Below are 17,028 nucleotides of genomic sequence, written 5' to 3' on the forward strand. Positions count from 1 at the left end.
GCCGTGCCTCCATCTTCGAAGGCGCATTTTACCTGCGCACTGATGTGTCAGCCCTCCGTCCGTCCGCCCGTCACGATCGGCAGCAATCGCGGTACGTGGTCGGCCAGATAGAAGTGGCCTCCCGGGAACACGTGCCGCGCGTACGCGCCGGTGGTGACCGAGGCCCATTCGTCGATCCGGGCGAGGTCCACCTGGGGATCACGGTCCCCGGTCAGGGCGATGACCTCGACCCGCAGGGGTGCGGCCTCCGGTTCGCGGCGGTACGTGTCGATCAGGAGGTAGTCGTTGCGGACGATGCCCAGCACCATGTCCCGCAGGTCGGGATCGTCCAGGACCGCCGAGCGGGTGCCGCCGAGTGCCGTCATGGAGGCCATGAGCTGCTCGTCGTCGCGGACAACCGGGGCGGCCGGCTCGGGGGAGGCCCGCAGCTCCCGGCCCGACACGCACAAGCGCGTGACGGGCGAAGAGCCCCAGGATTCCAGCAGCCGCAGTGTCTCGTAGGCGACCGCGGCTCCCATGCTGTGGCCGAAGAACACCGTGTCGCGACCGTCGGCCGGCCCGTCGGCCAGGGCCTCCGCCACACCCTGTGCCAGCTGCTTCATCGAGGGGACCAGCGGCTCGGCCAGCCGGTTCTCCCGGCCCGGGTACTGGACGGACTGCAACGCGCAGCCGGGGCCCAGGTGCTCTGCCCAGGTGCGGAAGTAGCTCGCGCTGCCGCCCGCGTGGGGGAAGGTGACCACGCGGGTCTCCGCGTCCGGGTCGGGCCCGTAGGCCACCAGCCAGGGGGACTTCTTGCTCATGGTGGTTCCGGCCAATCTGGCTAGCCGAGAACGGCTTCGCCGAGGTGGGTGAGGCGGTGTACGACGAGATTGCTCTTGCGCTCCGTCGCTACCAGCCCGGACCGCCGGAGCACGCTCACGTGCTTGCTCGCGGACGGCTTCGAGATGTGCAGGCGGCGGGAGATGTCGCCGGTGGAGCTGGGTACGCGGACGCTTTCGAGGACGCTCGCCCGGGTGTGCCCGAGCAGCTCGCGCAGGGCGGCGGCGCCGTCCTCCTCGGCCTGCCACAGGGAGGAGGCGGACTCGGTGTCGAGCGGCACGTTGTATACGAGGGTGGTCAGCCCCTGCCGTCCGCTCTCCGGGTCCAGGACGAGCGGGCGGCTGGCGAACAGCGAGGGGGCGAGGACGATCCCGTCGCCGGTGAGTCGTATCTCCCGTGCGTTCTGTCCGTTGTCCACCCGTAAGTAGGGCGCGTCCCAGTCGATGGTCGGGTGCAGCCGGTTGAGTGCGCTCTCCACCCCGCCGGAGAGGGCCGTCCGGCCGAACAGCTCCCGCTCCGTCTCCAGATGGCTGCGTATGCGCCCCCAGAACGGTTCGATGGCCGTGGCGTGGAAGTACCCCCCGACCGGGGAGGGGCCCGTCGCGGCGCGGGGCGCGGGCGGCGGGGCCGAGGCGGCGATCGTGGAGATCCGGCGCAGTCTTCGCTTGACCTTCCGACGCCACTCGCTGAACTCGTCCTGCAGCGGCTCCGCGTATCTCAGCTCCGCGAGACGGGATTCGAACTCCGCCCCCAGAGTGCCGATGAAACGTATTCGCGACAGGTCCTCGACGGTCAGTCGGAGGGTAACCAACGCATTTCTCCTGATGTCAAAGCCATGCACGCGGTGTCCCGCGCGCCCCCATACCTTGCGCATCCACATGAGTTGATGACTGTTGACGACACTACAGTGATCAACCGGCCTCGGGGCAGGGCGGTTTCGAGCCATCGGGTACTGACAGCCCGGCTTCGTGATCAGTAGAGTTGGCGACTCCTGAGGGGCCATGAGTGCAGAGGACGTGACCGATGGCTGGCGGCGCTGACAGCAGAGATACGGGGGCGGACGCCGACCGGACCCTCGCGGAGAAGCTGGATCGGCTCCTCACCGAGGAGCCCGGGGGCCGGCGTCCGCCGTCGTACGAGGAGGTCGCCACCGCGATCAACATCGCCGCCGGTGAGAGGACCATCAGCGCGACCTACATCTGGCAGCTGCGCACGGGCAAGAAGACCAACCCGACCAAGCGGCATCTCGAGTCGCTGGCCAGGTACTTCGGCGTCAAACCCGCCTACTTCCTCGACGACGAGGAGGCGGAGCGGACCGATGAGCAGCTGTCCCTCCTCAAAGCGCTCCGGGAAGCGGACGTACGCGCGCTCGCGCTGCGCGCCAACGGCCTCTCGCCTTCCAGCCGCCGCACCATCGCGAGCCTGATCGGCCAGCTGCGGGAACTGGAAGGCGTGGACGACCCGGACACCGCGCCGCAGGCGGACGCGTCGCAGACCGGTGACGCAGACTCCTGAGGCGAGCGCTCACCGCGCCGACCGCGACACCGTGCCCGTCCCCTCGCCCACCTCCTCCACGGCCGGAGCCTCCGGAGGGCGGCGCATGACCGGGCTCAGCACGGCAGACAGGGCGATGACGCCCAGCAGCGCCGAGCAGGCCAGCAGTGTGACGGGCCGTCCACACAAGTCGAAGGCGGCGCCCCCGGCGAGCGGCGCGATCGCGGCGCCGCCCGAACTGCAGATGTTCGCCACGCTCATCACCCGGCCGCGATGGGTGTCCGGAGTGAGCAGCAGCTGGTAGGTCGTGAAGTAGGCGCTGGCGGTCGGCGCGGTGAAGGCGGTGACCCCCAGCAGGATCCCCGGCGTGTAACTGCCCGGCAGCAGCGCGATCCCCGCGGTCAGCACGGCGAAGAGCCACAGCACGAGGAAGATGGGACGGGAACCGGTCAGCACCCGCTGGAGCCTGGGTGCGGCCAGTGCGCCCAGCAGCCCGCCGACCCCCAGGAGCGCGGCCATCACGCCGACCAGGCCCGAGCTCATCCCGCTCGTCTTCGCCGAGGCGATCACCACGAAGTAGACCGCTCCGTAGAAGAAGTTCGTGACCGTCGCGTAGAGCAGGCCCAGCCGGAGGAAAGGACGCCCGGATATCCAGCGGATGCCGTCCACCAGGTCCCGGGAGGACCACTTCCGGGACCCTTTCCGTCCGGCGGGCGGCTGCGGCCGGATGAAGAGCAGCAGGACGAAGCTGATCGCGTGGGCGACGCCGCCGAAGGCGAACGGCAGCGCGTTCCGCATCGCCTGCAGGAAGCCGCCCGCCGAGGTGCCGACGAGCTGGCCGGCGTACGTGCGCGCCGAGTTCATCGCGACGGCGCCGGACAGTTCCTCCCTGGGGACCAGGGCCGGCACCATCGCCGCGCCAGTGGCGAGCAGCACCGCGGTGGCGGCGCCGCTCACCAGGGCCAGCAGCACCAGGACCGGCAGCGACGCCACCTCCACCCACAAGGACAGCGCCGCGACGCCGAACACCGCGACCAGCACCCCCTCGCACCAGAGCATCACCGACCGCCGGTCGTAGCGGTCGGCCACGGCGCCCGCCGGCAGGCCGGCGAGCAGCATCGCGACGGCGTCCACGAAGGCGATGACGCCCGCCTGCGAGGGGGACCCGGTGATCGTCAGCACCAGCAGGGGCAGCGCGATCAGGGAGGTGCTGTAGGCGAACTCGCTGACCGCCTGGCTCGCCCACAGCAGAGTGAAGTCCTTCCTGGCCATGTCAGCCCAGCACGCGGGAGCGGGACCGCGTGTGCACGAACGTGCGCCGCAGGTCGCGGACCACGCTGGTGCGCTTGAGCCACCGGTCCGCGCCGTCATACCGCGGCACGAACACGTCCCGGCCGTGCACCACCCGGTAGTTGTCCAGGAAGACGGCCTCGCCCGGGCTCAGCACGACCCGCTCGGCGGACGCGTTCAGCAGCTCGGCGCACTCCTCCATGGCCTTCCCGGCCTCCGCGTCACCGGGCAGCGCACTGGTGAAGTCCGCGTCGATCCGCAGGTACGGGGCATCGGCGGGGCCGAACAGTACGGAGGCCACCTCGTGCTCGCGCTCCTCCCGGGCGACGGGCCGCCCGCCGGAGTACCGGGGTGGGACCGCATGCGAGTCGTCCGGGTAGAAACGGAAGCGCTCCTGCTGCAGCACCTCCCGCAGCGGCTCCGGCAGGGAGCGGGAGTCGAGCCCCGCGACGGTCGTGCCCACCCGGTCGGGGTTGCGCAGGCACATCAGGGCCACGTAGTCCCCCCGGCAGGCGTGGAACACGTCCTCGGTGTGCAGGGTGAGCTGGGTTTCGCTGCTCGCGCTGGTCAGCGAGGACTCCTGGCCCCTGGCCGGGCAGACGTCGTGCACCAGCCGGCCGTTCTGCTGGTTCGCCCAGGCGAAGGGATCCCCGAGCACGGAGGCGATCAGCAGCAGCACCAGCTCCTCCCGGACCGCCGCCCCCTCCTTCTCGGCGACCTGCCAGCTCGCCGGGGTCGGCACGAGGCCCTCGTCGACGGGAAGGTTCGCCACCGTGATGACGGGCTCCTCGGCGGTCCGGCAGGCCACGAGGAACTGCCGTATCCCGAGCGGCAGCCGCTCGGACTCCGCCCTGATCTCGTCCGCGAGGATGAGCGGCTCCCAGCCCCGGCGGCCGGCGAGGAAGCGGTCCGCCAGATCGGCCACCGCGTCCGTTTCGTTCTGGTCCAAGACATAGCGATTCACAGGAAGAACCCTTCAGTTGGCGCGTGCCTGCCCGGCGATCTGCTCCAGTCCCAGCAGGAACCGGTCGGCGAGACGCTCGACGGTGGCGGTGTGGTGGTGTCCGGGGGAGTGGATCCAGTCGATCCGCAGCTCGCCGTCGACGACGGCCGCCACGATGTCGATCAGGTGCGGGCGCGGGAGTCCGGGCGCCCGGTCACGGCCCAGGGCCTCCAGGTGTCCGCGGACCAGGCCCTCCGGGTCGGCGGACTGGTCCCACTGGCCCATGTAGTTGAAGCTCACGCGCGGCTGCTCCTGGGCCGCCAGCACCCGGCCGGGGCCGTCGGCGGCGGACAGGTGGCGCAGCGCCCCGTAGCCCAGTCCCCTTCCGGGGACGGCGCGCAGCAGGCGCCGTACGGCCTTGAGCGCGGGCGGCCAGTCGCCGGCCGGAACGTCGAGGGTCACGGGGTGGATCGTGGTGAACCAGCCCACGGTGCGGGACAGGTCCACGTCCTCGAACAGTTCCTCGCGGCCGTGGCCCTCCAGCGCGACGGTGACCGGAGCCCCGGCCCAGTCGCCCAGCACCCGCCCGAGCACCGTCAGCAGCACGTCGTTGATCTGGGTACGGAAGGCCCCGGGCACCCGCTTGAGCAGATCGTCGGTCGCCTCCCGGCCCAGCCGGACGGACGCCACGGCGCTGCCGCCGTAGGTGTTGGCGCCCTCGCCGTCCTGCGGGACGGCCCGCGAGCCTGGGACCTGCGTCCAGTACTCCACCTCGTGGTCGAGGCCGCCGGAGCGGACGTGGTCGGCCAGGCGCCGGGCCCACTGCCGGTAGCTGCTGGTCCGTGCACCGAGGCCGGCCGCGGCGCCGGCCGCGAGCTGTCCGTACGCGGTGGCCAGGTCCTCCAGGACCACCCGCCAGGAGACGCCGTCCATGACCAGGTGGTGCACGGCCAGGAACAGCTGGGGCAGTTCGTTCCCGCCCGGGCGGAAGAAGACTCCCCTGACCAGGTTCCCCGAGGCGAGCTCGAGGTCCTGCTGGGCAATCAGCGCCGCCTCGTCGGCAGCCCGTTCCCGGGCGGCCGCGTCCGGCTCGGACGACAGGTCGCACACGGAGAGCACACCGCGGGGTGCGTCGCCGTACTCCTGCACCCACCCCTCGGGGCCGCGGTTGAACCGCAGACGCAGGGCGTCGTGTTGCGCGATCACGGCGTCCAGGGCCCGGCCGAGCAGTACGGGGTCGGTGCCGGGGGCCAGTTCGACCTGTACCGACATGGCGTACTGGTCCGGGGTGACGGCCTCGTGCTGGTCGAAGAACCACCGCTGGACGGGGGTGAGTTCGACGGTGCCGCGCGCCGGTTCGAGGGCCGTGGCAGAGCCGGAGCCCGGTGCGGCCACCGCGGCCTGCGCGGCCAGGGAGGCGATGGTCTGGTGCAGGAAGAGCAGCCGGGAGGTCAGCTGCAGACCCTCCTGCCGGGCCCGGGAGACGACCTGTATCGAGAGGATCGAGTCCCCGCCGAGGTGGAAGAAGTTGTCGTGGACGCCGACGCGTTCGACCCCCAGCACCTCCGCCCAGATCCGGGCCAGCGCCTCCTCGGCAGCGTCGCGCGGAGCGACGAACTCGGCGCCGGACGGTCCCGCCTGCGCCTCCGGGGCGGGCAGGGCACGCCGGTCCACCTTCCCCGACGGCGACAGCGGCAGCGCGTCCAGGACCACGAACAGGGCCGGGATCATGTAGTCCGGCAGCGAGGCGGCCAGGTGCTCGCGCAGCTCCGCCGTGGACAGTTCGCCGCCGCCCACCAGATAGGCGACGAGCCTGCGGTGTCCGCCCTCGTCCTGGTGGGCGATCACCACGGCCTCGCGGATGCCCGCGTGGCCCACCAGCGCCGTCTCGATCTCCCCGGGCTCGATCCGGAAGCCGCGCACCTTGACCTGGTCGTCGCTGCGGCCGAGGTGTTCCAGGGTGCCGTCCGACCGCCAGCGCGCCAGGTCGCCGGAGCGGTACATCCGCTCACCGGGAGCGCCGTACGGGTTGACCGGGAAACGCTCGGCCGTCAGCTCGGGCCGGTTCAGGTAGCCGCGGGCCAGACCGCCCCCGGCCACGTGGATCTCACCGGGCACCCCCACGGGTACGGGCCCGCCCGAGGCGTCCAGCAGCAGCACCCGGTAGCCGGGCAGCGGCCGGCCGACCGGGATCCGGCCTCCGCCCGCCAGGTGGCCGGCCAGTACTTCCTGGAACGTCACGTGCACGGTGGTCTCGGTGATGCCGTACATGTTCACCAGCCGGGCCCGGCCCGATCCGTAGCGGTCGAACCAGGTCGTCAGGTGCTTGGACTCCAGCGGCTCACCGCCGAACACCACCCAGCGCAGCGCCGGCAGCGGCGCCGAGCCGCGCTCCGCCGCGGTGGCCACCAGTTCGCGGAACATCGACGGCGTCTGGCTGAACACCGTCACGCCCTCCTCGCCGAGCAGGGACCACATCGCCTCCGGGCTGCGCGCCGCGTCCCGCGGGACGATCACCGCGCGGCCGCCCGTGACCAGGCATCCCCACAGCTCCCACACCGAGAAGTCGAAGGCGTAGCTGTGGAAGACCGTCCACACGTCCCGCTCGTCGAACCCGTAGGCCGGGCGGCAGTTCTCCAGCAGATGGAGCACCGACCGGTGCTCGACGGCCACGCCCTTGGGGCGGCCGGTGGAACCGGAGGTGTAGATCACGTACGCGAGGTCCGTGCCGGACACCGCGCTCCGCGGCGCGGTCTCCGGGCGCCGGCCGATCGCCGCCCCGTCGCCGTCCAGATCGACCACCACGGCCCGGGTCACCGGCAGCCGCCGTTCCAGGCCGCGGTGGGTGACCAGGATCTTCGCCCCGGAGTCCTGGACCATGTGCGCCAGCCGGTCCGCCGGGTAGGCGGGGTCCAGCGGCACGTAGGCCGCTCCGGACTTGAGGATGCCGAGCATGGCGACGGCCATCTCCACCCCGCGCTCGACGGACAGGCCCACCAGCACGCCCGGTCCCGCACCGAGGGACACCAGATGGTGCGCGAGCCGGTTCGCCCGTTCGTCCAGTTCCCGGTACGACAGGGCCTCCGGTCCGCACGAGACCGCCGTGGCCGCCGGGGTGGCGGCGGCCCGGGCGGCGACCGTCCCGTGCAGCGAACCGTGCGGAGCGGGCACACCGCCCGTCCGGTTCCACTCCTCCACCACCCGCTCGAACTCGCCCGGCGCGAGCAGCGGAAGCCCGGCCACGGTCTGCTCCGGGGCGGCGGCGACGCCCGCCAGGACGACCCGGACGTGCTCGGCGAACCGGGCGACCGTCTCCTCGTCGAACAGCTCGCTGCTGTACTCGACCAGGCCGCGCACCCCGTCCGGGTGCTCCTCGAACTCGATGGTGAGGTCGTACAGCGCGGAGTCGCGCTCCATCTCGAAGCCCGACGTGCGCAGCCCGGCCAGCTCCAGGTGGCTCCCCGGGGTGTTCTGCAGTACGACCATGACCTGGAACAGCGGGGTGCGGCTGGTGTCCCGCTCCTGCCGCACCGCCTCCACCACGCGTTCGAACGGCACCTCCTCGTGGGCGAAGGCCTCCAGCGCCGTCTCCCTGACCTGCCCGAGCAGCTCGCGGAACGGCATCCCGGGGTCGACCCGCGAGCGCAGCACGACGGTGTTCACCAGGAACCCGACGAGGTGCTCCAGCCCTGCGTGGCCACGGCCCGCCGAGGCCGTGCCGACCGCGATGTCCTGCTGCCCGGAGTACCGGGCGAACACCACCTTCAGCGCGGCGGTCAGGGCCATGAACAGGGTCGCCTCCTGTTCCCGGGCCACCTCCCTGACGCCCGCCACTACGTCGGCGGGGATCTCGAAGGTGTGGGAGCGGCCCCGCGCCGAGCGGACGGCCGCCCGCGGCCGGTCCGTGGGCAGCTCCAGCGGCGCGACCCCGTCCAGGCGGCCGCGCCACCACTCCAGCTGCTCCTCCAGCAGGCCGCCGTCCTCCAGCCTGCCGCGCTGCCACGCGGCGAAGTCCGGGTACTGGACCGGGACGTCCGGCAGCTCCGCCGGTTCCCCGCGCACCTGCGCCGCGTACAGCTCGCCCAGCTCCCGCGCGACGATCCCCATCGACCAGCCGTCGGTCACGATGTGGTGCATCCCGAGCACGAGCAGGTGCCGATCGGCGGCCAGCCGCACCAGCAGCAGGCGCAACAGCGGGCCGCCCTTCAGGTCGAACGGCCGGTCCACCTCGGCGCGCACCAGGGCGCGCAGCCGCTCCTCGCGCTCCTCCTCGGGGACGTCCGACAGGTCGGCCGTTTCCCAGCCGGGTTCCAGGACCTCGTGGACCAGCTGCACCCCGCGTCCGTCGGCCACGTCGAAGGTGGTGCGCAGCGCCTCGTGCCGGGCGACGAGCAGGCCGGCCGCGGTGCGCAGCGCCTCCGCGTGCAGCTCGCCCGTCAGCCGCACGGCCGCCGTCGAGTGGTACTCCGTGCTGTCCTCGTTGAAGTCCTGGAGGAACCACAGGCGTTGCTGCCCGAACGACATGGGCAGGTCGGCCGTACGGGACACCACCGGGATCGCCGTCCCGTCGGTGCCGTCCGCGCCGCCGGCTCCGTCCGCTCCGTCCGCCGGGACCAGCGCGGCGGCGAGTTCGGCGACCGTCGGGGCGTCGAACAGCAGCCGCGGCGAGACCTGGATGCCCAGCGCCTTGTGCGTACGGGAGACCACCAGGATCGCGAGGATGGAATTGCCGCCCAGATCGAAGAAGTTGTCGTGGACGCCGACGCGGGGCACGCCGAGGGCCTCGGCCCACAGCGCGGCCAGGGTCTCCTCGGTCCCGGTCCGCGGGCCGACGTACTGCGACTCCTGCTGCTCGCCCTCGGCGCTGGGGGCGGGCAGCGCCTTGCGGTCCACCTTGCCGTTCGGCGACAGGGGCAGCCGCTCCAGGCGGACGAAGGCGTCGGGCAGCATGTACTCGGGCAGCGAGGCCGACAGGGCGGTGCGCAGCTCGTTCGCGGTCAGCGCGCGGTCGGCGGTGTAGTGGGCGACGAGCCGCCGCACACCGGGGCTGTCCTCCCGTACCGACACCACGACCTGGCCCACGCCCGCCAGCCGGTCCAGCGCGGCCTCGATCTCGCCCAGCTCGATGCGGAATCCGCGGATCTTGACCTGGTTGTCGGCCCGGCCGATGAACTGGAGCCGGCCGTCCGCCGTGCGGCGGACGATGTCCCCGGTCCGGTACATGCGCGCGCCGGCCTCCCCGAACGGGCAGGCGACGAACCGCTCGGCGGTCAGCCCCGGCCGGTTCAGGTAGCCCCGGGACAGGACCGGCCCGGCCGCGTACAGCTCGCCCGCGACGCCCACCGGCACCGGACGCAGCTGCGGATCCAGCACGAACAGCGAGGCGCCCGCGATCGGGCCGCCGATCGAGACGGTCTCGCCGTCGTCGGCGCCGAGGTGGTCGGCCACGGTGATCTGGATGGTCGCCTCGGTGGGCCCGTACTTGTTGATCAGCGGCACGTCCCAGGCGGAACGGACGGCGTCGGCGACCGACTTGGGCAGCGGCTCGCCGCCCACGAAGAGCCGGCGCAGCGCGCGCGGCCTGCGGTCCAGCGGGAGGGCGCCCAGCAGGGACGGGACGAACTGCGCGATGGTGATCCCGTACCGGTCCATGACGTCGGCGAGTTCGAACGGGTCCTTGGACACGTCGGTGGAGACCACGTGGGCGGTGGCTCCCGAGAGCACCGACAGCATCAGCTCCCAGACCGACACGTCGAAGCTCATCGAGGTCCGCAGCAGCACCTTGTCGCTGGGGTCGACCGGATAGGCCTGCTCCAGCCAGGGCAGCAGGTTCGCGGCGTTCGCGTGCGTCACCATGACGCCCTTGGGCCGGCCGGTCGACCCCGAGGTGTAGATGACATAGGCGAGGTTTCCGCCCGTGAGCGCCACCTCGGGCGCCGACACCGGGAGCGCGCCGATGGCGGGCCAGTCGCCGTCCAGTTCCACCTCGACGGCCCCCGACACCGGCAGCCGGTCCCGCAGCTCCCGCTGGGTCAGCAGGATGCCCATGCCGGAGTCGCGGACCATGAACGCGAGACGCTCGGCCGGATAGGCCGGGTCCAGCGGGACGTAGGTGGCCCCCGCCTTGAGGATGCCGAGCACGCCGACCACCATCAGCGGGCCGCGCTCGACCGACAGGCCCACCAGCCGGTCCGGTCCCGCGCCCAGGGAGATCAGGTGACGGGCGAGCCGGTTCGCCCGCTCGTCCAGATCCCGGTAGGTCAAGGTGCCCTCGGCGGAGGACACGGCCACGGCATCCGGGGTCCGCGCGGCCCACCGGGCGAACCGCTCGTGGGCGAACTCCCCCCGGCCGGGCACCGCGCTCGCCGCGTTCCAGCCGCGGACGGCCTGCTCGAACTCCTCGTCCGACAGCATCGGCACGTCGGACACCGACCGCTGCGGATCGGCGGCCAGGCCGGTGAGCAGGGTCTCCAGGTGCCCCGCCATGCGCTCCACCGTGGCCTTGTCGAGCAGCTCGGGGTCGTAGGCCAGCGAGTAGCCGAACCCGTCGCCCGCGTAGGCGCGCAGGACCAGCGGGAAGTTGGTGGTCTCGACGCTCTCCAGGTTGCGCAGCCGCAGCCCCTGGGCGGCCGCCGTCCCGTCGGTCATCGGATAGTTCTCGAAGTTAACCAGCGTCTCGAAGAGCTGGGTGGCGCCGGAAAGGGGGCTCCAGTTCTGCACCCGCGTCAGCGGAACGTACTCGTACTGCGCCGCCTCCACCTGAGCCTGCTGGATCCGCCCCAGCCACTCGGCCACCGGCGCGGCCCCGTCGACCTCGACCCGTACCGGCAGGGTGTTGAGCGTCATGCCGACGATCGAGTCCACCCCCGGGAGATCGGCGGGACGGCCGGAGACCGTCGCGCCGAACAGCACGTCGCCGCGGCCCGTGTACCGCGACAGCAGCAGGCCCCAGGCGCCCTGTACGAGGGCGTTCACGGTGATCCGCTGCCGTCGGGCGAAGGCGGACAGCTCCGCCCCGGCCTGCGGGGAGAGCCGGCGGACCAGCCGCCCGGTGGACGTGGACTGGTGGCCGGGGGCGGGCCGCCGGTCGAGGGGCAGCGGGGTGGGCTCCTCGAACCCGGCCAGCCGGCCGCGCCAGTACGCCTCCGCCTGCGTCAGGTCCTGGCCCTCCAGCCATTCCACGTACGAGCGGAAGGGCTTGCGGGCCGGCAGGACGGGAGTCCGTCCCTCCGCCAGCGCCTCGTACGCGACGGAGAGCGCGGAGAGCATCTGGAAGGTGCTCCAGCCGTCCAGCAGCACGTGGTGGGAGCTGCGCACCACCCGGACACCGGTCTGCGAGGTGCGGATCAGGGCGAGCCGGGCCAGCGGAGCCGTGCCCAGGTCAAGGCCCCGGGCCCGGTCCTCGGCGAGGAAGCGCTCCAGCTCGGCCCGGTGCTCACGCTCCGGCAGCTCCCGCCAGTCCAGGTGGGTCACCGGAAGCTCGGCGTGCCGGCTGACCACCATCAGCGGCCGGGGAACCCCCTCCCACACGAGCGAGCCGCGCAGCAGCTCCAGGTGGTCGGTGACGTACTGCCAGGCCGCCGCCAGCACCCCGACGTCGTGCACGTCGTCGAACTCGAACACCATCTGGTCGAAGTAGCCGGGGCCGCCGGGGTCGGCCAGCGTGTGGAAGAGCATCCCGGCCTGCGTCGGCGTCAGCGGGTAGATGTCCGCCACGGCGCGCCCGTTCCCGGCGATCCGGTCCACGCCGGCCTGGTCGAGGCCGGCCAGCGGGAAGTCGGAGGGGGTGGCGCCACCGCTGCCCTCGGCCAGGCAGTGCGCGATGATCTCGCGCAGGGAGGTCAGGAACTCCCCGGCGAGCCGCTCGATCGTGGCCTGCGCGAAGACCTCACCGGAGTACGTCCAGTTGACGCCGAGCCGGCCGTCGTCGATCAGGCCGATGACGTCCAGCAGGTAGGGGCGCGGCTCCTCGGGAGCGTGATCGAGACCCGAGGCGGACACCCGTCCGCGGACCAGGCCGTCCTCGCCCGTGGTGCCGTGGAACTGCCCGAGGTAGTTGAAGCTGATCTCCGGAAGCCGGTCGCCCCGCAGCGCGTGGCCGGGGCTGCCCGGCCGGGACAGGAAGCGCAGCGCGTCGTAGCCGAGGCCCCGCCCGGGGATCGCGCGCAGCTGCTCCTTCACCGACTTCAGGGACTCGCCCCAGCCGGCGCCGCCGCCGGGGAGGGTGAGTGCCACGGGGAAGTGGGTGGTGAACCAGCCGACCGTACGGGAGAGGTCGAGGTGGTCGAACAGCTCCTCGCGGCCGTGGCCCTCCAGGCCGATCACCACGCGGTCCCGGCCGGTCCAGCCGGCCATGGTGCGGCCCAGCGCCGCCATGAGCACGTCGTTGATCTGCGTGCGATAGGAGGCGGGCACCCGGTGCAGCAGTGCCTCGGTCTCCTCCCGTCCGAGCAGCACCTCGACGGTCCGCTCGTGGGCGGTGGTGTTGGCCCCGTCCCGGTCGGTGGGCAGGGCCGGGGCGCCGTTCGGGTCCACCTGGCGCCAGTACGCGATCTCGGGGTCGAGACCGCCGGACCGCACGAGCTCGGCCAGCTGCCCGGACCACTGCCGGTAGCTGCTGGTCTTGGGGCCCAGGTCCACCGGCTTGCCCTCGGCGAGCTGCTCGTACGCGGCGGCCAGATCGGCCAGCAGCACCCGCCAGGAGACCCCGTCCACCACCAGGTGGTGGACGGCCAGCAGCAGCTGCGGCGCCCGGTCCGGGCCGGAGTCGAAGAACACGCCCCGTACCAGGGACCCCGCGGCGAGGTCGTGGGACCGCTGGGCCGCCAGCGCGGCCGAGTGCATCACCGTACGGCGCGCGGGCTCGTCCAGCGTGGTCAGGTCGCAGACGTCGAGCAGGCCGGTGCCGGCGCCGGAGCCGTACTCCTGGACCCACTCCTCGCCCTCGCGGCGGAAGCGCATCCGCAGGGCGTCGTGGTGCGCGACCACGGCCTCCAGCGCGCGGCCCAGCAGTCCGCTGTCGGTGTCCGGGGCCAGCTCCACCTGGACGGACATCGCGTAGTGCTCCGGGGCCACGGTGTGCGCCGAGAAGAACCACCGCTGGATCGGGGTGAGTTCGGCCGCCCCCGGGCCCGTGTCGGGGGCGGCGGGGGACGGGTCCGCGTCCTTCGTCACCACGGCGGCCAGCGCGGCGATGGTCTGGTGGACGAAGAGCTGCTTGGAGGTGAGCCGGTAGCCCGCCTGGCGGACCCGCGAGACGACCTGGATCGACAGGATCGAGTCGCCGCCCAGGTCGAAGAAGTTGTCGTGGATCCCGACCCGCTCCGCGCCCAGCGCCGCGGCCCACGCGGCGGCCAGCACCTCCTCGGTCTCGTCGCTCGGGGCCGCGTACGCCGCGTCCGGCGCGGCATCGTGCGCACCGGGCTCGGGCAGCCCCCGGCGGTCGACCTTGCCGCTGGGCGTCAGCGGCAGCCGGTCCAGCCGCACGAACGCCGCCGGCACCATGTAGTCCGGCAGCAGACCGCCGAGGTGACCGCGCAGCTCCGCCGGAGCGAGCTCGCGGCCGGTCACCAGATAGGCGACGAGCCGGCGGCGCCCGGAGGATTCCTCCCGGGCGACGACGACCGCCTCCTCGACGTCCGGGTGCGACCGGACGGCCTTCTCCACCTCGCCGAGTTCGACCCGGAAGCCGCGGATCTTGACCTGGTCGTCGGCCCGGCCGAGGAACTCCAGGTCGCCGCCGGGCAGCCGCCGGGCCCGGTCGCCGGTGCGGTAGAGGCGGTCGCCCGCCACGAACGGGCTCGGCCGGAACCGCTCGGCGGTCTGCTCCTCGTTGCCGTGGTAGCCGCGGCCGACGCCCGCGCCGCCGATCCAGATCTCCCCGGGAACCCCGACCGGCACCACCCGCATCCCGGCGTCCAGTACGTAGACGCGGGTGCCCGGCAGCGGACGGCCCACCGGTACGAAGACCCCGTCCCCCAGGGTGTCGAGCCGGGGCAGGAACACCGTCGAGTCGACGGTCGCCTCGGTTCCCCCGTACGCGTTGACGACCAGCGTGCCGGGGTCGACCCGGCACAGCAGTTCCCGGCAGTCCTCCACCCGCCAGCCCTCGGAGCCCACCGATATCAGCCGCAGCGGGGGGAACGGGCTGCCCCGGCGGGCGGACTCCGCCAGCACCGCGTTCAGCAGGGACGGGACGATCTCCAGCCCGGTGGCGCCGGTCCGCTCGATCAGGGCGAGCAGCGCGGGCGGGTCGGTGGTCACGTCCCGGGAGGCAATGATCAGCGCCCCGCCGAACGGCAGCGAGCGGATGAGGTCGGCGAAGAACAGGTCGACGGAGATGCTGGAGACGGACAGGAAGCGCAGCTCGAGGCGGGACAGGCCGTACTGCTCGTCCCAGGCCTCGCAGATGTGCGTCACGTTGCGGTGCTCGATCGCCACGCCCTTGGGGCGTCCCGTCGAACCCGAGGTGTAGATGACGTAGGCCAGGTCCGAGGGGGAGACGGACGCGTCGGGCGCCGTCGCGGGGGCCGCGGCGATCGTGTCGCGGTCGGCCGTCAGGTCGACGAGGACGGCGCCGGACTCCGGAAGCCGTCCGCGGACCGACTCCTCGGTGACCACCAGGGCCGCCCCGGAGTCGTGGAGCATGTGCGCGAGCCGGTCCGCGGGATAGTCCGGATCGAGCGGCACGTACGCCGCTCCCGCCTTGAGGATGCCGAGCAGGCCGACCGCCATGGCGGTGCCGCGCGGCACGCACAGCCCGACCGGCGTGCCCGGTCCGGCCCCCCGGTCCCGCAAGACGTGGGCCAGCCGGTTGGCCCGCTCGTCCAGCTCGCGGTAGCTCAGGGTGGCGTCGTCGGCGACGACGGCCACGGCGTCGGGGGTGCGCGCGGCCCGAGCGGCCACCCGCTCGTGGACCGGCGCCGGGTCCCCGGCTTCCCGCTCCGTCGCGTTCCACTCCTCGACGGCCTGCCGGTACTCGGCGTCCGTCAGCATCGGCAGGTCCGCGAGGGCCTGTCCGGGGTTCGCGGCGGCGGAGGCGAGCAGGGTGGTCAGATGGCCGGCCAGCCGGGCGGCCGTCCCCTCGTCGAAGAGCTCGGTGCTGTACTCGATCAGGCCGAGCAGCGCGCCGTCGCGCGCCTCGAACTCCACGGTGAGGTCGCAGAGCGAGGCGTCCCGGTCCAGCGCGTACGCAGCCGCGGCGACGCCCGGGAAGGCGACCGAGCCGGCCGGGGTGTTGTGCAGCACCACCATCGCCTGGACCAGCGGCGTACGGCTGGGGTCGCGCTCCGGCTGCAGCGCGTCCACCAGCCGGTCGAAGGGCACGTCCTCGTGGGCGAACGCGTCGAGGACGGTCTCCTTGACCTGGCCGAGGAGCTCGTCGAACGTCATCTCCGGGGCCACCCGCGAGCGCAGGACCACGGTGTTGACCAGGAAGCCGACCAGGTGCTCCAGCTCCTCCTCGCGGCGGCCGGAGGAGGAGGTGCCCAGCGCGATGTCCTCCTGACCCGACCAGCGGGCCAGAACCGTGCCGACCGCCGCGGTCAGCACCATGAACAGCGTCGCGCCGCGGGACCGCGCCAGCTCCGACACGGCGTCGAGCGTCGCGGCCGGCACCTCGAAGCGCAGGGCCGCGCCGGCCGAGGACCGCACCGCCGGACGCGGCCGGTCGGTGGGCAGTTCCAGCGGGGCGAGTCCCGCCAGCCGCTCCCGCCACCAGCCGAGTTCGGCGGCGAGCAGCTCGCCGTTCTCCAGCCGGTCGCGCTGCCAGGCCGCGAAGTCCGGGTACTGCAGCGGTACGTCGGCCAGCCGCGCCGGACGGCCCTCGACCCGGGCCGCGTACAGCTCGCCCCACTCGCGGGCGGCGATCCCCATCGACCAGCCGTCGGTGACGATGTGGTGCATCCCCAGCACGCAGACGTGCTCGGCGGCGGACAGCCGCACCAGCAGCACCCGCACCAGCGGGCCGCCCTCGAGGTCGTACGGGCGGTTCATCTCGGCCTGCACGAGTTCGCGGACGCAACGCTCGCGGTCGGCGGGGGCCGTGTCCGACACGTCCACGACCGCCCACTCGGGAGCCAGGCCGGGGCGCAGGACCTGCACCCCCTTGCCGTCGGCCAGACCGAAGGTGGTGTGCAGCGCCTCGTGCCGGGCCATCAGGTCACCGACCGCCGCGCGTAGCGCCCCGGCGTCGAGCGGGCCGGTCAGGCGCAGCGCCTCGGCCAGGTGGTAGTCGGTGCCGCCCGGTGCGAAGTCCTCCATGAACCACAGGCGTTGCTGCCCGAAGGACATCAGCAGGGTCTCGGAGCGCGGGACGCGGGGAATCGCGAGACCGTTCCGGGCTCCGGAGCGGCCGGCCAGACGCTCGGCGAGGGCCGCGCGCAGATGATCGGGGAGCGCGGCGATCCGGTTCTCGCGCGAAGACGGCGTGTTCATGAAGACTCCTAGAAGACGTGGGCGCCGGGGGCGCACCACGGAGCGTG

6 protein-coding genes are annotated in these 17,028 nt (G+C 73.0%); 1 reads left to right on the top strand and 5 read right to left on the bottom strand.

Annotated elements, in window-relative coordinates:
- Positions 1 to 47: 47 nt before the first annotated feature.
- Together JIW86_RS33210 and JIW86_RS33215 are read right to left on the bottom strand one after the other, a co-directional pair.
- Entirely contained in the window at positions 48 to 800 is a 753-nt protein-coding gene (locus tag JIW86_RS33210; RefSeq protein ID WP_257557575.1) for a thioesterase II family protein, read from the bottom strand.
- A gap of 20 nt (positions 801 to 820) precedes the next feature.
- Positions 821 to 1,630: an ArsR/SmtB family transcription factor gene (locus tag JIW86_RS33215; RefSeq protein WP_251065032.1), complete on the bottom strand. Its 810-nt coding sequence runs from the start codon at positions 1,628 to 1,630 to the stop codon at positions 821 to 823.
- Positions 1,631 to 1,842: 212 nt separating this feature from the next.
- Between JIW86_RS33215 and JIW86_RS33220 the strand changes: the two genes are divergently transcribed.
- Complete coding sequence (locus tag JIW86_RS33220) at positions 1,843 to 2,334, top strand: helix-turn-helix domain-containing protein (RefSeq protein WP_257557576.1); 492 nt, start codon at positions 1,843 to 1,845, stop codon at positions 2,332 to 2,334.
- Between the two features lie 9 nt (positions 2,335 to 2,343).
- Here the strand turns inward: JIW86_RS33220 and JIW86_RS33225 are convergent, their stop codons facing one another.
- Genes JIW86_RS33225 through JIW86_RS33235 form a run of 3 tightly spaced genes read right to left on the bottom strand, consistent with a single transcriptional unit; the run spans position 2,344 to position 16,981 of the window.
- The gene (locus JIW86_RS33225; protein ID WP_257557578.1) at positions 2,344 to 3,585 is read right to left on the bottom strand and encodes an MFS transporter; all 1,242 of its coding nucleotides are present in this window, start codon (positions 3,583 to 3,585) and stop codon (positions 2,344 to 2,346) included.
- Between the two features lies 1 nt (position 3,586).
- Positions 3,587 to 4,552 (bottom strand): TauD/TfdA family dioxygenase, encoded by a 966-nt coding sequence (locus JIW86_RS33230; protein WP_257557579.1) that lies wholly within the window; start codon positions 4,550 to 4,552, stop codon positions 3,587 to 3,589.
- A gap of 27 nt (positions 4,553 to 4,579) precedes the next feature.
- Complete coding sequence (locus tag JIW86_RS33235; protein ID WP_257557580.1) at positions 4,580 to 16,981, bottom strand: non-ribosomal peptide synthetase; 12,402 nt, start codon at positions 16,979 to 16,981, stop codon at positions 4,580 to 4,582.
- Between the last annotated feature and the right edge of the window lie 47 nt (positions 16,982 to 17,028).

The sequence above is a fragment of the Streptomyces sp. NBC_00162 genome, assembly GCF_024611995.1.
GTDB lineage: Bacteria > Actinomycetota > Actinomycetes > Streptomycetales > Streptomycetaceae > Streptomyces.